Origin of the sequence: Labrys sp. 22185, from assembly GCF_052045555.1 — a bacterium.
Lineage (GTDB): Bacteria > Pseudomonadota > Alphaproteobacteria > Rhizobiales > Labraceae > Labrys > Labrys neptuniae.
In genome coordinates, this window is sequence record NZ_JBQEPH010000007.1 from 23,555 (window position 1) to 37,967 (window position 14,413).

The following is a 14,413-nucleotide window of genomic DNA, read 5'->3' on the forward strand; positions in this document are numbered from 1 at the left end:
GCAAAAGGCGGCAATTGATTGTTTCTTTTCGCTACAAATAAACTCCGGGCCGTCGGTGAGTCGTGAGAGCGTCCTGCCGCCGGCCTGACATTCGACGGGTAGAGGAAATGCAGGGTGAGCGTCCAGCCTCGGCGCGTTCCGGGATCGTCACGGCGGGAACCTGGTGTGTCGACGGCAACAAGCTGGTTGAATATTGGCCGGGCGAGGATGGCCTCGTCGAGATCCTGCACGAGGAATCGCGCGGCGGCGGTTCGGGCTGCAACCTCGCCATCGATATCAAGCGTCTCGATCCGGACATCTGGGTGGAGACGCAAGGGCTGATCGGCGAGGACGAGGATGGCCGCCTGCTCCATGCCGAAGCCGACCGCTATGGCATCGACCGCCGCCGTCTGGTGATGACGCCGGAAGCCCGCACTTTGCACACCGATGCCTATACCTCCCAGCGCAGCGGCCGGCGCACCCACATCTTCAATCCGGGTGTGGCCTCGCTGATGACGCCGGACCATTTCGATTTCGCCGACACGAAAGGGCGCATCCTCCATCTCGGCCTGCCCGGCGTGCACAAGAAGATGGACGCGCCCTGGAACGGTGACGCCAATGGCTGGCTGACCGTGCTGCGCATGGCGAGGCAGGCCGGCCTCATCACCAATCTGGAACTGGCCACCGCTTCGCCGGCGCGACTGCGCGAACTGGTTCGCCCGTTGCTGCCCCATCTCGATCTCCTCGTCGTCAACGATGCCGAGATGGGAGCGATCGGCGAGGAGGAGACGGTGCGGGACGATCGCACGGTGGTCGAGGGCTGCATCAAGGCGGCGCTCAAGGTCCTGGATGCCGGCAACTGCCAGGTGGTGGCGGCGCATTTTCCGACCGGCGCCATCGCCGTGACCCGGGACGGCGATATCGTTACCCAGCCCTCCATCCGCGTGCCAAAGCAGGCCATCGCCGGTGCCAATGGCGCGGGCGACGCCTTTGCCGCCGGTTTTCTCTACGGCTTCCACGAAGGCTGGGAGCTCCGGCGCTGCCTGGCGCTCGCCCACGCTGCAGCAGCGGCATCGCTGCGGTCCGTGACGACCTGCGACGCCGTCGCTCCCTGGCGCGAATGCCTGGCCCTTGCCGACGAATGGGGCTGGAACGACGGGATCAGCTGAGGTCAGAAGATTTCACCGATCTTGCGGTCGACGGCGGCATCCCGCGTGCGGAAGGTATTGGCGACACGGCGAGAGCGGTGGAAATAAGGAATCCAGATCGCAGAAGCGATCAATGCCCGGACGAGATCCTTGATATGGGTCGGATCGCTCGGCGTATTGGTCAGGTTCGAGATATAGGAATCCCCGCCCAGCTCCGCCAATGAGATCACGACCAACCCAATGTAGAAGGCTGTCATCAGGCGGGGCACGCTGGGTGAATGGGTGAAGATCCGGTAGAGGCACAGGGCGGCGAGCCCGCTCAGGGCAAGGCCCCCAAGAAGCGATGCCGCCACCGGCAGTCTCAGGGCTGCCGTCGTCTGGTTCTCGCCGGCGATGATGGCCTTCATCCCCTCCCATTCGGTGACGACGCCGTAGAGATTGATCATGGTGAACACCAAGGTTCCGATCAGTCCGATGATGGGCAGGATCATCCAGCCGCCGATGCCCCGTGGCCCATCCTGTACCTGCGCCGTCATCGTGTCGCTCGAATTGGCCATGTCGTTCCCCCACTGCCGTCGGGGATCATAATCGAACGGCCTCGTTCATTTGTGCAACACCGCACGGAACGCGTCCTTGCGGTCCTGTCGTGCTCGTCAAATCGCAGGAGGCTTTGGAAAGCTCGACGACCGCGCAAGCCAGGCCGTGAGCCAGGCCAAGGCCAGCAAGCACGCCATCGCCCAGGGCAGCACCGTGGCGCCTAAAGATCCGAGCAGGGCGCCGCCGGCCAGGCCCGCCACCGCAACGGCACTGTTCCAGACCGTGACGAACAGGGTCTGCGCGACATCGGCGGCCTCGCCGGCCGCCTGCACCGACGCAGTCTGGAACAGGGTCGGTATGCCGCCGGCGACCATGCCCCACACGGCCGTGACGGCCAGCACGACGACGGGAGACGTCGACCACAGGCCCAAAGCGACCGCGCAGGCGCCGAAGAGGACGAGATTGCCCAGCACCATCAGGCGCAGGCGCCGGTCGATCAAGGCGCCCACCACCCACAGCCCCGCCAGCCCGGCGAGGCCGATGCACAGCAACACGACATCCACGCGCTCCGCCAGGCCGGAGAGCACCAGGAAAGGCGCGATATAGGTGTAGAGCAGGTTGTGGGCGACGACGAACAGCCCCATCACGGCGAGGATCGGCCTGATGCCGGGCAGGGTCAGGATGGGCCGCAGCGCCAGGCGCTGATCCCCGCGGCGGCCGGCGAAATCTGGAAGGACGGCGAGGATCCAGCCGGCCAGCAGCAGGGCTACCACGCTCATCAGGCCGAAGGCGAGGCGCCAGCCGATCAGGGTACCGATGAAGGTGCCGGCCGGCACGCCGAGCGAAAAGGCCAGTGGCGCACCGATGCCGGTGAGGGCGATAGCCCGGCCGGCGAGACGGGAGGGGGCCATGCGGGCGGCATAGCCGGTGAGCAGCGCCCAGACCATGCCGCCGCAGGCCCCGGCGAGGAAGCGGGCCACCAGCGTGACGGAAAGGCTCGAGGACATGGCCGTGACGGCATTGAGCGCAGCAAAGCCGATGATGGCGATGAGCAGCAGCAGGCGCCGTGGCAGGCTTTGGGTCAGCGTCATCAAGGGAATGGCGGTCACCAGCGAACCAGCCGCATAGGTGGTGACCAACTGGCCGGCGACAGCGTCGGAGACGCCGAGGCTCCCGCCCATCTGCGGCAGCAGCCCCGCCGGCATCACCTCCGTCATAATGGTGATGAAACCGGCCATGGCGAGGGCCAGCAGGCCGCCGACAGGCAGGCGATCGATGGCGGGCGAAGGGCCGCCGATCGAAACAGTCGAACTCATTGCAAGAACTCCCGAGGGAAGGCCATGGAAAGGGGCCCTCCACAGGAGGCGACTTGCCGGCCGTACGGGCAGCACCTTAGCCCTTTTTGTAAGGGCGAATAACTGGCTATAGTTCAAAACACTTTTGACATTTATGTCACAAATATTCGAGGCGGGAGACCTCATGGACAGTCTGGGCGCCCTCAATGCCTTCGTGCAGGCGGTCGATGCCGGCGGATTCACCGATGCCGGACGGCGGCTGGGCACGCGCCTGTTTCATCGCTCGACCCGCAGCGTCACCTTAAAGGCGGAAGGCATGCTTTTCCTTGAACGCTGCCGGCGCATCCTCGGCGAATTCGAGGCGGCGCAGACCGAGCTTGCCCGCAACCAGGCCGCCCCGCAGGGCAGGCTGCGCATCAGCCTGCCCTCGATGGGGCTGCGCTTCATGTCGAAGCTGGCCGAATTCCGGCGGCTCTATCCCCTGATCGAGCTCGAGCTCGACTTCTCCGACCAGCTCGTCGACGTGATCGAAGATGGTTTCGATGCGGTGATCCGCACCGGGGAGCAGGCCGATTCCCGCCTGATGAGCCGCACGCTCGGCTTCTATCGCAGGGCCCTCGTCGGATCCCCCGGCTATTTCCGCCAGGCCGGCTTGCCGCAGCATCCCGAAGACCTGTCGCGCCATGCCTGTCTGGTCTATCGCTTCCGCACCAGCGGCAAGTTGGACAAATGGCCGCTGCGCCGCGACGGTGAATGGCTGGATATCGAGCTGCCGGTCAGCATGGTGATGAACACGCTGGAGCCGCAGATCACCCTGGCGGAGGAAGGGCTCGGCCTTGCCTGCGTCCCCGATCTGGCTGTCCGGGAGCAGTTGCGTGCGGGAACGCTGGTCAGCGTTCTCGGCGACTATCTCAAGACGACCACCCGTATCCAGGTGATGTGGCCGTCCAGCCGACACTTGTCTCCCAAGCTGCGAGTCTTCGTGGACTTTCTGGCGGCTGCCGAACTGATCCCGCCCCTCGACCCTCCCTGAAGCTGTCATTCCCAGCGAGCGAAGCGAGGGAAGGGAATCCAGGGGCAATCATGGCGGCGCTGGCCCCTGGATCCCCATCCCGGGGATGGTGGAGCGCGTTTCCAACCTATCGCAGCGCCAGTCCGCTATCAGGCGCGAAGAAGCGGGCTTGGCCCATGTCGACGCCGATCTCGATATGGTCGCCACGCTCGGGCAACCGGGCCGGCTCGACGCGCGCGGTGATGCGGTTGGCCGCGCCGGCGCCCGCTTCCGACCCGGTGGCAAGCCGCCCGGTCCCTGCCACCGACGAGGCGGCGGGCAGGTCGAAGAAGACATAGGCGTCGGCGCCGGTCATCTCGGTAAGCAGCACTTCGCAGGAAAGGCCTTCGCCCGCGGCAACGGGCAGGCGGAAGCTCTCGGGCCTCAGGCCGAGAATGACGTCGCGGCCCTTGAAGGCGGCGAGGCCTGCATTGGCTTGAAGCAGTCCGGCCGGCAAAGGCAGGCGCAGCGAGGTGCCGGCAATCGCGGCAAAGGCAGTGCCGGCCTCCTCGCCGAGGCGCACCGTGAAGAAATTCATGGCCGGCGAGCCGATGAAGCCGGCGACGAACAGATTGACCGGGTTTTCATAGAGTTCGCGCGGCGGTGCGCATTGCTGGAGATTGCTTTCGCCCTCCTTCGCCACCGGCCGCAGCACGGCGACGCGGTCGCCCATGGTCATCGCCTCGACCTGATCGTGGGTGACATAGAGCGTGGTGACGCCGAGCTGCGCGTTGAGCAGCTTGAGTTCGGCGCGCATCTGCACGCGCAGCTTGGCATCGAGATTGGAGAGCGGCTCGTCCATCAGGAAGCATTGTGGGTCGCGCACGATGGCACGGCCCATCGCGACACGCTGGCGCTGGCCGCCGGACAGGGCACCGGGCTTGCGCTTGAGCAGATGGGTGAGATCGAGGATGCGGGCGGCCTTTTCCACCTTGTCCTTGATCACCGCCGGCGGCACTTTGCGCTGCCCGAGGCCGAAGGCCATGTTCTCGTAGACGTCCATATGCGGGTAGAGCGCATAATTCTGGAAGACCATGGCGACGTCCCGGTCGCCCGGATCGGCATTGGTGACGTCGCGGCCGCCGATCAGCACCTGGCCTTGCGACAGGTCCTCCAGGCCGGCGGCGCTGCGCAGCAAGGTCGACTTGCCGCATCCCGAAGGGCCGACCAGCACCAGGAATTCGCCATCCCTGATGTCGAGATCGACATTGGCGAGCGCCAGCGTGCCATCGGGGAAGCGTTTACCGACGGATTTGAAGGACAATGTCGCCATCAGACCCCTCCCTTCGCCAGCGTCACGGCATTGCCGCTGGCGGCGGCCTGTTCGATGGCCGCGAGCACGCGGGTGACCTTGAGGCCGTCGGTGGCATCGGCCAGCACGGGCGAACCGGTAGTGACGGCATCGACGAAGCGGGCGATGGCCTCCATCACGAAGCCGCCGATGCGCCCGCCCGCGGCGGGCGTCACTCCGAGCAGGTCAGCGGTCTTGAGGCCGGCGCCGGCATATTTGCGGAAGGCGCCGTTCTGGGCTGTATCGAGCTGCAGCGAGCCCTTCTCGCCGACGATCTCGGCCCGGAAGTCGAAGACCAGTGGCAGGTCGCGCGGCAGCACCCAGCTGTTCTCCAAAGTGGCGACGGCGCCATTGTCGAATTCCAAGAGCGAGATATGAACGTCGGCGGTGTCGACGCCCTGGGCGGCGAGGTGGCCGCGGCGCATCATCGCCTGCACCTTGACGACATCGGCATCCAGCATGAAGCAGAGCGCATCGACCGCATGGCTGCCCAGGAACCACAAGGCAGAGGAGCGGCTCGCCCAGGACAGCAGCTCGAAGGGCACGAAGACGGTGTTGGAAAGCCGGGCCGAGGCATGCAGCGGCTTGCCGATCTCCCCCTGGGCGATGGTTTCCCGGGCGGTGTGGACGGCGGGGTTCACGCGGTTGTGGAAGTCCACCATCACCTTGACCTCGCTTCTGGCGGCGGCCTCGGCAATGGTCTCGGCTTCGGCGAGCGTGGTCGCCAGCGGCTTTTCGCTCATGACGTGCTTGCCGGCCTCGATGGCCGCCAGCACGATGTCGGCGTGGGCGAAGTCGGGCGTGGCCACCGTCACCGCCTCGACATCGGGATCGGCGATGAGGGCGCGGAAATCCTGATAGACCTTCTTCGCTCCGAACTGGCGCTGCATCTCGGCGGCCCGTTCCGGGTTGAGGTCGCACACGGCCGCCAGCTCGGCGCCGGGAATGGCGTTCAGCGTCTTGCAGTGGAAGGAGCCCCACAGGCCGGCGCCGACGACACCGAAACGGGCGGATTTCTGGGTAGACATCAACAATTATCCTTTGACAGAACCGAAGGTGAGGCCGCGCACGACATAGCGGTCGAGGGCGAGAAAGATGATCATCGGCGGCAGCATGGCGGCCAGCGCCGCGGCGCCGATGAAGCCCCAGGTCACGCCGGCCGTGCCGAAATATTGCAGCGTGCCGACCGGCAGCGTCGCCGTCGCGCGGTTGGCCAGTACCAGGGGAAAGGCCGCGTTGTTCCAGGCGAAGACGAAGGCGAACATCGAGGTGACGATGATGCCTGGGCGCACCAGCGGCAGCACGATCTTGAGCACGATGGCCGGCGTCTTGGCGCCGTCGACGCGCGCGGCCTCCTCGATCTCCACCGGCACCTCGTCGATGAAGCTCTTCATCAGCCAGATCGAGAAGGGGATGGTCAGCGTCTGCATGATCAGGATCATGGAGAAATAGCTGCCCTTGAGGCCCACCGAGCTCGCCAGGATCGAATAGGGGATCAGGAAGGCCACGGGCGGCGCCATCAGGAGGCCGAGATACCAGAGCATGATGTTCTTGCGGCCGCGGATGCGGAACCGCGACAGCGCATAGGCCGCCGGCAGGGAGAAGGGCAGGTTCAAGAGCACTGCGCCGATGGCGACGATCAGGCTGTTGACGAGCTGGGGCAGGTTGTTGCCGGGATCGCCGAAGGTGTAGTGCAGCGAGGTCCAGTCCGGCTTGAAGGCCAGCACCGGCGGCATGGTGAAGAAGGTGTCGGACGGGCGGATCGCCAGCAGGGCGAACCACAGGATCGGGCCGATGAAGAAGGCAAGCAGCAGCAAAGTGAGTGCGTAGCTTATCGCGGTGCCGGCCAGTTTCTTGCCCTTGCGCATGGTCGGCTCCTCCTCAATCCAGGTCTTTGAAGGCAAAGAAGACGAACAGGCCGATGATGGCGTTGACGATGATGACCATCATCCAGGTCATGGCGCTGGAGAGCCCGATGTTGAAGTCGACGAGGCCCTGCTGGTAGAGGCTGTAGCCGAGGGTGCGGGTGGAGGAGCCCGGTCCGCCCTTGGTCAGTACCAGCACCAGGTCGAAGGTGTTGAACAGCTGCATGAAGCGCAGCATCACCACGATCAGCGCCGTCTTGCGGATCAGCGGCAGCTTGATGCGCACCAGCATCGCCCAGGGCGAGGTCTTGTCGAGGCGGGCGGCCTCGATGATGTCGGGCGGCACCGAGAGCAGGCCGGCATAGAGCACGATGGCGAAGAACGGCGTCCACTGCCAGATGTCGGCGAACAGGATGGCCCAGAGGGCGGTGCTGCCGGAGCCGAGCAGGCCCTGCGCCGGCAGCGGAATGCCGGCAGAGGACAGCATCCAGGGGATCAGGCCGCCATTGGGATCATACATATAGCGGAAGAGGAAGCCGACCACGATCGGGGCGATGGTGGTGGGCATGATCAGCAAGGCGCGGGCGAGATTGAGCCCGGGCAACTTCTTCACCAGCAGGAGCGCGATGGCCAGGCCCAGGCAGAATTCGATGGCGGTGCCCACCAAAGTGAGCAGCAGCGTGTTCCACAAGGCGCCCAGGAAGAAGGAGTTCGAAAACGCCATCTCGTAATTGCCGCCGCCGATATAGCCCATCGGCACCGGGCTCATCTGCAGGTTCCAGAAGTAGAAGCTGTTCTTGAGCGCGAAGAGCAGCGGGAAGGCGATCAGGGCCAGCAGCAGGATGATCGAGGGGCTGATCAACAGATAGGGCAAAAAGGCCGGCACCCGGCGCTTCGGCCGGGCCGGGATGGCTGAAATGTCGGTTGCAGTCATCGCGTTTTCCTCGATCCGCTTGTCTCGACGAAGACAGACAAGGCGCGACCTGATCCCTCCTCGGTTTCGGGGGAGGGTGGACCGGCGAAGCCGGGCCGGTGGGGGAGGGTGGCGCAACCTGTCTCAGGCAGGCTGTCGAAGTCGCGCCACTCTCCCCCTTCCGTCATTTCTTCGAAATGCCACCTTCCCCGCAGTCGGGGAAGGATCAGGTCGCGATCCATTCAGTCCGGGCGAGCATGGACTACTCGCTGCCGGACCCACAAAACGGCACGGCCCGCGCGGTGGGAGACCCGGCGGGCCGTGCCCACCCTCACGCGAGCGAGGCGATCAGGGCCTTGGTCGCGTCGAGCGTGTCGTCATAGGTGGGTTGCTTGTAGGGGATGAGGAAATTGCCGGTCAGGATGTTGGAGAAGAAGGATTCCGTGTCCTTCAGCGCGGCATCCGGAGCGGTGTCGCCCGACAGCACCTTGTTGAGGTTGAGGCCGTAAATGCCCTCGAGCGTGGTGTAGACGGGGCAGGGCGGCCGCACGATCTTGCCGTTGCCACGCTTGAGGTCGGCGATCTGGGCGGGCAGATAGGGGTAGATCTTCAGGAGCTCGGCATCCTCGTAGAGCGAGGGCCGGGCGAAGTCCGAGAACTGGTGGCCATATTTGGTGTAGAGCGCCATGGCCTTCTGCGTCTTGGCCGAGGTCGCCCATTTGATGAACTTCCAGGCCCCGTCCTTGTTGGCGGTGTTGGAGGGGATGCCCAGGCTGTGGCCGCCGATCGAGACCACCTGGTCCTTGCCGGGGGAGCGCGGCAGGCGGGTGATGCCGAGCTTGTCGGCCACCACCGAATCCTTGCCGGACATGTAGCCGTCCTTCCGGCAGAGATAGGAATAGGGTGTCCACCAGTAGAACATGCCGACATCGCCCTTGGCGAAGCGCATGCCGGCATCGAACCAGTTGTAGCCGATCGCCTCGGGCGGGGAGTTCTTGTAGAGCTCGAGGAAGAGCTTGAGCGCCTCGACATTCTCCGGCGTGTTGATGGTGGGGGTGAAATCCCACTGGCCGGTGGGGAACTGCTTGAACCAGCGCACGCCGGAGCTGGCGGCGAGCTGGGTATACATGTGCACGATGGGCGCAGGCTGCTGGCCGGCGAGCACCGTGCCCGCCATCTTCTTGCCGTCGAATTCCTTGCCGTTGAGCTTCTTGACGATGTCGAGATAGTCGCTCCAGGTCCAGGAGCCGTCGTCGGGAATCTTCACGCCGGCGGCGTCGACGAAGTCCTTGCGATAGAGCACGCACTGGCCATAGGTCGCCACCGGCAGCGTGCCGACCTGGCCGCGCCAGGTGTTCATGGAATAGAGAACCTCGGGCACGAAGTCCTTGATGTCGGTGTCCTTGTCCGCCTTGATGAAGTCGTTGAGCGGCAGGATCCAGCGGCTTTCCAGATATTGGCCGAGCCACATCTGGTCGACGGAGATGACGTCGGCGTCCGGCTGGTTGGAGATGAAGGAGGAGGTGAGGCGGGCCTGCAGGGCTTCCAGCGAGATGCTCTCGATCTGCAGTTCGATGCCGGTCTCCTGCTTGAACTGATCGGCGAGGCCCTGGATGGCGTAATAGAAGGGGTCGCCCGCCAGCAGCACCCGCAAGGTCTTGCCCTGCGCGGAGGCTCGTCCGGAATTCAGGCCCAAGGCGGTGGCTCCCGCAAAGGCGGCCGTGCTGCGAAGCAAGGCGCGGCGCGAGATCTCAGGTATCGTAACCATGCTCGTTCTCTCCTCTGATGTCGGTCTGGTGGTGCAGTTCTTGTTGTTGCGAGGTCGGGCCGGTGGACCTGCTGCCTCGCTTGAGTGCTTGAACGCTGACCAGTTGGGGGCACTGGATGAATGCCCCGCATAGCGACCGGATGGTTGTGTCCCGCCGGTTTCTCTAATATGTTTGATGCTCACACAAACTAACTATATCGTCAAGGCGAAGCCTGACGATTCTGGGCGGGATGCGCGGGAAAGGATGGGGGACATTCCCTCGCGCTGGCACTAAGAGTTGGCGGGCAATTCATTTCCCTGCGACGACCAGTGGTCTTCGCAGGCCTTTCAGTTCGGGACTGGCGGCCATGGCGTCCGAAGATAGGTTCTCGTCCGATGGCGAACGCGGCGGCCTTGCCGCGCTGAACGATTTGTTCGATGACACGTCGCGTCCCGATGCCCGCCGGCAGGGCCTGATTTCCTCGAGCTCCATAGGCCTGGCCAATCGTGGCCGCGTGCTGCAGGTGCTGTTCGATCTCGGACCGACCAGCCGTGCCGAACTGGCCAGGCATGTCGGGGTCAACCGTGCCACCATAACCGGCATCATCCAGCCCTTGATCGACCAGGGCATCCTGGTGGAAGGCGAGCCGCTGCCCTCGAAGGAAGGCGGCGGCAAGCCGGCACGGCCGATCTGGTTTGCCGAGGACGCTGCCCCGATCTGTGCGGTTCTGCTCATGCATGACGGCGTGCATTGCTGCCTGGTGTCGCTGGACGGCACCATCACGGCGGAAGTCAGGGCCCCCTTCCCTGAGGATGCCGCGACGGTGGAACCCCTGATCGACATCCTGTTTGACTGTGTCGGGCAGGTCCTCGATCTCGCCCATCGCCCGCCGCTCGGTATCGGCGTGGCGGCAGGCGGCATGATCGACACCGATACCGGTACGATCGTCGCGGTCAATTTGGCGCCCCTGCTCGACGGCTTCCCGCTCGGGCAGGCCCTGGCGCGCCGCTTCGGCCTGCCGGTGCGGGTCGACCACCATCCCCGCGCCTTGCTGGTCGGCGATCGCTGGTTCGGTATCGGACGCGGCAAGCCTAATTTCGCGGTGATCTATACCGGGGACGTGCTCGGTGGTGCCATCTTCCTCGACGGTCACCTGTATCGCGGGCCGGCCGGAGCGGGCGGGGAACTCGGCCATACCTTCGTCCAGGTGGACGGCGCGACCTGCCGCTGCGGGCGCAGGGGATGCTGGGAGACGATCGCCACCCTGGGCTGGCTGCGCCGCGAGGCCCTGCAACGCCATCTTCCCTCCTGTGAGGCCATGGATTCGCGCAGCCTTGCCCTGCTGGCCACGGAAAATGACGGCGCGGCAGCCGGCCTCCTCGACCTCTATGCCCGCAACGTCGCCATCGGTATCGCCAATCTTCAGCAGACCATGGCGCCGAATTTCTTCGTACTGCACGGCGACGTGGTGGGCGGCGGTGCGACCCTGCTGGAGGCGATCGCCGCTCATATGCGCGACCTCGTGCCCTGGCGTCCTGGCAACGATATCCAACTCGTCATGGGGGACCTCGAAGACCGGGCGGCGCTACGCGGAGCCGCCGGCTTGATTCTGTCTGAGTTGCTGCATTTCGCGCTGTGACAGCGGATCAGCCCATATAGACGCCGCCGGTGACGTTCACGGCCTGGCCGGTCATGAAGGCGGCACCTTCCGAGGCGAGGAAGGCGACGAGGGGGGCGATGTCCTCCGGCGTCTCGATGCGGCCGAGTGGGGTCTGCGCGATATAGTCGGCGGCGACGGCTTCGGGCGTGATGCCACGAAGCTTGGCCTCCCACTCGATCTCGCGCTCCTGCATCGAGGTGCGCACGAAGCCCGGGCAGACGCAGTTGACGCGGATGCCGTGCGGCGCCATTTCGCGGGCGATCGCCTGGGTCCAGCCGACGACGGCGAATTTGCTGGCCGAATAATGCGCCAGCAGCGGCGCGCCGACCTTGCCGGCCAGCGAGGCCGTGTTGACGATCACGCCCCTGCGGCCCGCTTGAAGGAAATGGCGTACGGCGGTCTGGTTGGTCAGGAAGATGCCGCGAATGTTGACGTCGAAATTGAAGTCCCATTCCTCGTCGGTGAGGTCGACCACCTTGTTCATGGTGGAGACGCCGGCATTGCCGATCAGGAGGTCATAGCCGTCCCAGTCCTGTGCGATCGCCGCGAAGGCCGTTTCGACCGAGTCGCGCTTGCGCACGTCGATGGCGATGCCGCGATGGCCTTGGCCGAGGCTGGCCGCCAGCTCCGAGGCGCGCTTCTCGTCGAGGTCCGCCACCGCGATCCTGACGCCCAGGCTTGCCAGGTGGCGGGTGATCGCCGCGCCGATGCCGGAGGCGCCACCTGTTACGATTGCCCGTTTTCCGGCCAGATCCTGCATCGATATGTTCCTGCTTTCGGATGAATCTCGAACATATTGAAACATAATCGAGCGTTATCGCACAAGCGCAAATGTTGGCGCGGCGAAGTGCGGCTGTCGCGAGAGCCGGAGGAAAAGACCAGTGCCGGCTCGTGGCCGGACTTTGGTCGTCATTTCAGGTGGCGATCGAGGACAAATAAAGACCAGGTAGCCGAAACCCTCCCTTGTGGACAAGTTTTGGCCGATGGCCCCCATCACGAGACGGCCTGCGCGACAGGGCGCGCCCAGGCGTGGACCTTGCCGGATCTGCCTGCCTTTATCGGCGGAAAATTCCTGCAGCTTGTGCAGATGGGGCTTGCTACCTGATCGAAGATGTTACATCTTGTGATCGATTATGTTCGATTTCGTCATGGTGCATGCTGCCTTTGTGGGCGCTACAAGGGCAATCTGAATGCAGCTGAACATGGCGAAGAGAATGCAGATGACGCCCGTGATGACGAATGCTTCCCGGATCCCGGCAACGGCGCGGCGCGACAGGTTGATCCAGATGATCGGCCAGCGCCGCTACATCAACGTATCCGATGCGGCGGTGGAGCTTCAGGTGTCGGAAATGACGATCAGGCGCGACCTCGACCGTCTTGCCGAAAGCGGGCTGATCAGCCGGGACCATGGCGGGGCGACGGCGCGGGCACCCGAGACGGCGTTCGATGCCGAGGAGCCCGCCTTCGAAGTCCGTGGCCGGCGGCAGGCCGAGGCCAAGGAGAAGATCGCGCGGGCGGCAGCGCGTCTGGTGCAGCCGGGGCAGACCATCGGCATCGACACGGGCAGCACCACGCATCGTTTCGCCCGCGAGTTGCTCGACAGGCCCGGGCTCCGGCTGTTCTGCAGCAATCTGCGCACGGCGGGGCTGCTGGCCGGCGGCAAGAGCCCGGTCTATGCCCTCGGCGGATTGATCCGCCCCCATGAATTTTCCGTATGCGGGCCGATGGCGAGTTCGCAGCTCTCGTCTCTCTGGCTCGATGCCGTCTTCCTTGGCGTCTCCGGCATCACCGCCCAGGGCATTTTCGACTACACGCTCGAAGATGCCGAGATCAAGCGCGCCTTCATGGAGCGTTCCCGCCAAGTGGTGGTGCTGTGCGATTCCTCGAAGTTCGACCACCGCTCCCTCGTGCAGGTCGGCCCCTACGGGCAGATCCACGTCCTCGTCACCGACGCTGCCTTGCCCGAACACCTCGCCGAGCCGCTGGAAGCCGCCGGCGTTCGTATCCTTATCGCCGGGCAGGACGCGCCGGCTCTCTCAGAACCTTAAGTTTAGACAGGAGTTATCGATGGTTTTCGACTTCCTCGGCCCTCGCCGCAAGGCCGTGATCGCGATGGTGCATATCGGCGCGCTGCCCGGCGCCCCGCTCTTCGATGCGAAGGGCGGCGTGAACAAGCTCATCGACGATGCCGCCAAGGATATCGAGAACCTGCAGGACAATGGCGTGCATGCCGTGATGTTCGGCAATGAGAACGACCGGCCCTATCGCTTCAAGGCTCCGATCGAATCCCTGGCGGCGATGACGGCGATCGTCACCGCGCTCAAGCCGCTGCTCAAGGTACCCTTCGGCGTGAACTATCTGTGGGATCCTGCCGCCTCGGTGGCGATCGCGGGAGCGACCGGCGCCTCCTTCGCCCGCGAGATCTTCACCGGCCTGTTCGCCTCCGACATGGGATTGTGGCAGCCCAACGCTGCCGATGCCCATAAGCTGCGCCGCGAAATCGGGCGTCCGGACCTCAAGCTGCTCTACAACATCAATGCCGAATTCGCGTCTTCGCTGGACAGCCGGCCGATCGAACTGCGCGCCCGCAGCGCCGTGTTCTCCTCGCTGGCCGACGCCATCCTGGTCTCGGGCCCGCTCACCGGCCAGCCGGCCGCCGCCGCGGACCTCAAGAAGGTGGCCGAGACGGTCAAGGACGTGCCCGTCTTCGCCAATACCGGCGTCAATATCGACAATGTCGCCGACGTCCTGTCGGTGGCCTCCGGCGTGATCATCGGCACCCATTTCAAGGTCGACGGCAACACCTGGAATGCTGTCGATCCGGCGCGGGTGAAGCGCTTCATGGACAAGGTGGCGCCGCTGGCGTGAGGCTGGTGCCGCATCGGGGGGCGGGTCTTCAGACCCGCCTTCATGGAGCCGGGTCTGA

General features: G+C 64.9%; 13 protein-coding genes. 5 read left to right on the forward strand and 8 right to left on the reverse strand.

From position 1 onward, the window contains the following. Nucleotides 1-107: 107 nt before the first annotated feature. A complete protein-coding gene (locus ACTJKX_RS15405) occupies nt 108-1,148 on the forward strand; it encodes a carbohydrate kinase family protein (protein WP_440725788.1) in 1,041 nt (346 codons plus the stop codon). Between the two features lie 2 nt (nt 1,149-1,150). On the opposite strand, the gene ACTJKX_RS15410 is transcribed toward ACTJKX_RS15405, so the two are convergent. Both ACTJKX_RS15410 and ACTJKX_RS15415 read right to left on the reverse strand, forming a co-directional pair. Next, nucleotides 1,151-1,684, reverse strand: coding sequence for a DUF2569 domain-containing protein (locus ACTJKX_RS15410; protein WP_394314657.1), 534 nt, complete (start codon nt 1,682-1,684; stop codon nt 1,151-1,153). Nucleotides 1,685-1,780: 96 nt separating this feature from the next. Beyond that, entirely contained in the window at nt 1,781-2,980 is a 1,200-nt protein-coding gene (locus tag ACTJKX_RS15415) for an MFS transporter (RefSeq protein ID WP_440725789.1), read from the reverse strand. A gap of 163 nt (nt 2,981-3,143) precedes the next feature. On the opposite strand from ACTJKX_RS15415, the gene ACTJKX_RS15420 reads away from it, so the two are divergent. Next, entirely contained in the window at nt 3,144-3,992 is an 849-nt protein-coding gene (locus tag ACTJKX_RS15420; RefSeq protein ID WP_440725790.1) for a LysR substrate-binding domain-containing protein, read from the forward strand. Nucleotides 3,993-4,098: 106 nt separating this feature from the next. On the opposite strand, the gene ACTJKX_RS15425 is transcribed toward ACTJKX_RS15420, so the two are convergent. From ACTJKX_RS15425 to ACTJKX_RS15445, 5 genes are all read right to left on the reverse strand, one after another. After that, entirely contained in the window at nt 4,099-5,283 is a 1,185-nt protein-coding gene (locus tag ACTJKX_RS15425) for an ABC transporter ATP-binding protein (RefSeq protein ID WP_311937990.1), read from the reverse strand. Then, a complete protein-coding gene (locus ACTJKX_RS15430) occupies nt 5,283-6,329 on the reverse strand; it encodes a Gfo/Idh/MocA family protein (protein ID WP_440725791.1) in 1,047 nt (348 codons plus the stop codon). The genes ACTJKX_RS15425 and ACTJKX_RS15430 overlap by 1 nt, the downstream gene beginning before the upstream one ends. Before the next feature lie 6 nt (nt 6,330-6,335). Then, entirely contained in the window at nt 6,336-7,169 is an 834-nt protein-coding gene (locus ACTJKX_RS15435) for a carbohydrate ABC transporter permease (RefSeq protein ID WP_149253407.1), read from the reverse strand. Between the two features lie 13 nt (nt 7,170-7,182). Beyond that, entirely contained in the window at nt 7,183-8,100 is a 918-nt protein-coding gene (locus ACTJKX_RS15440; protein WP_149253408.1) for a carbohydrate ABC transporter permease, read from the reverse strand. A 310-nt stretch (nt 8,101-8,410) separates the two neighbouring features. Further along, the gene (locus tag ACTJKX_RS15445; RefSeq protein WP_440725792.1) at nt 8,411-9,847 is read right to left on the reverse strand and encodes an ABC transporter substrate-binding protein; all 1,437 of its coding nucleotides are present in this window, start codon (nt 9,845-9,847) and stop codon (nt 8,411-8,413) included. 347 nt (nt 9,848-10,194) lie between these two features. Between ACTJKX_RS15445 and ACTJKX_RS15450 the strand changes: the two genes are divergently transcribed. Continuing rightward, on the forward strand, nt 10,195-11,466 hold the full coding sequence (locus tag ACTJKX_RS15450) for an ROK family transcriptional regulator (RefSeq protein ID WP_415083190.1): 1,272 nt from the start codon (nt 10,195-10,197) through the stop codon (nt 11,464-11,466). 7 nt (nt 11,467-11,473) lie between these two features. On the opposite strand, the gene ACTJKX_RS15455 is transcribed toward ACTJKX_RS15450, so the two are convergent. After that, nucleotides 11,474-12,247, reverse strand: a complete 774-nt coding sequence (locus ACTJKX_RS15455; RefSeq protein ID WP_440725793.1) for an SDR family NAD(P)-dependent oxidoreductase — start codon at nt 12,245-12,247, stop codon at nt 11,474-11,476. A 454-nt stretch (nt 12,248-12,701) separates the two neighbouring features. Here ACTJKX_RS15455 and ACTJKX_RS15460 point away from each other — a divergent pair, with 454 nt between their 5' ends. Next, nucleotides 12,702-13,535 carry a DeoR/GlpR family DNA-binding transcription regulator gene (locus tag ACTJKX_RS15460; protein WP_311938003.1) on the forward strand — a complete coding sequence of 278 codons (834 nt, stop codon included), beginning with the start codon at nt 12,702-12,704 and terminating at the stop codon, nt 13,533-13,535. A gap of 19 nt (nt 13,536-13,554) precedes the next feature. After that, the gene (locus tag ACTJKX_RS15465) at nt 13,555-14,355 is read left to right on the forward strand and encodes a BtpA/SgcQ family protein (RefSeq protein WP_311938005.1); all 801 of its coding nucleotides are present in this window, start codon (nt 13,555-13,557) and stop codon (nt 14,353-14,355) included. Nucleotides 14,356-14,413: the final 58 nt, after the last annotated feature.

Coding starts and splice junctions, on each gene's coding strand:
- ACTJKX_RS15465 (WP_311938005.1), top strand. CDS start 13,555: ATGGTTTTCGACTTCCTCGGCCCTCGCCGCAAGGCCGTGATCGCGATG.
- ACTJKX_RS15445 (WP_440725792.1), bottom strand. CDS start 9,847: ATGGTTACGATACCTGAGATCTCGCGCCGCGCCTTGCTTCGCAGCACG.
- ACTJKX_RS15425 (WP_311937990.1), bottom strand. CDS start 5,283: ATGGCGACATTGTCCTTCAAATCCGTCGGTAAACGCTTCCCCGATGGC.
- ACTJKX_RS15420 (WP_440725790.1), top strand. CDS start 3,144: ATGGACAGTCTGGGCGCCCTCAATGCCTTCGTGCAGGCGGTCGATGCC.
- ACTJKX_RS15450 (WP_415083190.1), top strand. CDS start 10,195: ATGGCGTCCGAAGATAGGTTCTCGTCCGATGGCGAACGCGGCGGCCTT.
- ACTJKX_RS15405 (WP_440725788.1), top strand. CDS start 108: ATGCAGGGTGAGCGTCCAGCCTCGGCGCGTTCCGGGATCGTCACGGCG.
- ACTJKX_RS15430 (WP_440725791.1), bottom strand. CDS start 6,329: ATGTCTACCCAGAAATCCGCCCGTTTCGGTGTCGTCGGCGCCGGCCTG.
- ACTJKX_RS15410 (WP_394314657.1), bottom strand. CDS start 1,684: ATGGCCAATTCGAGCGACACGATGACGGCGCAGGTACAGGATGGGCCA.
- ACTJKX_RS15455 (WP_440725793.1), bottom strand. CDS start 12,247: ATGCAGGATCTGGCCGGAAAACGGGCAATCGTAACAGGTGGCGCCTCC.
- ACTJKX_RS15460 (WP_311938003.1), top strand. CDS start 12,702: ATGCAGATGACGCCCGTGATGACGAATGCTTCCCGGATCCCGGCAACG.
- ACTJKX_RS15440 (WP_149253408.1), bottom strand. CDS start 8,100: ATGACTGCAACCGACATTTCAGCCATCCCGGCCCGGCCGAAGCGCCGG.
- ACTJKX_RS15435 (WP_149253407.1), bottom strand. CDS start 7,169: ATGCGCAAGGGCAAGAAACTGGCCGGCACCGCGATAAGCTACGCACTC.
- ACTJKX_RS15415 (WP_440725789.1), bottom strand. CDS start 2,980: ATGAGTTCGACTGTTTCGATCGGCGGCCCTTCGCCCGCCATCGATCGC.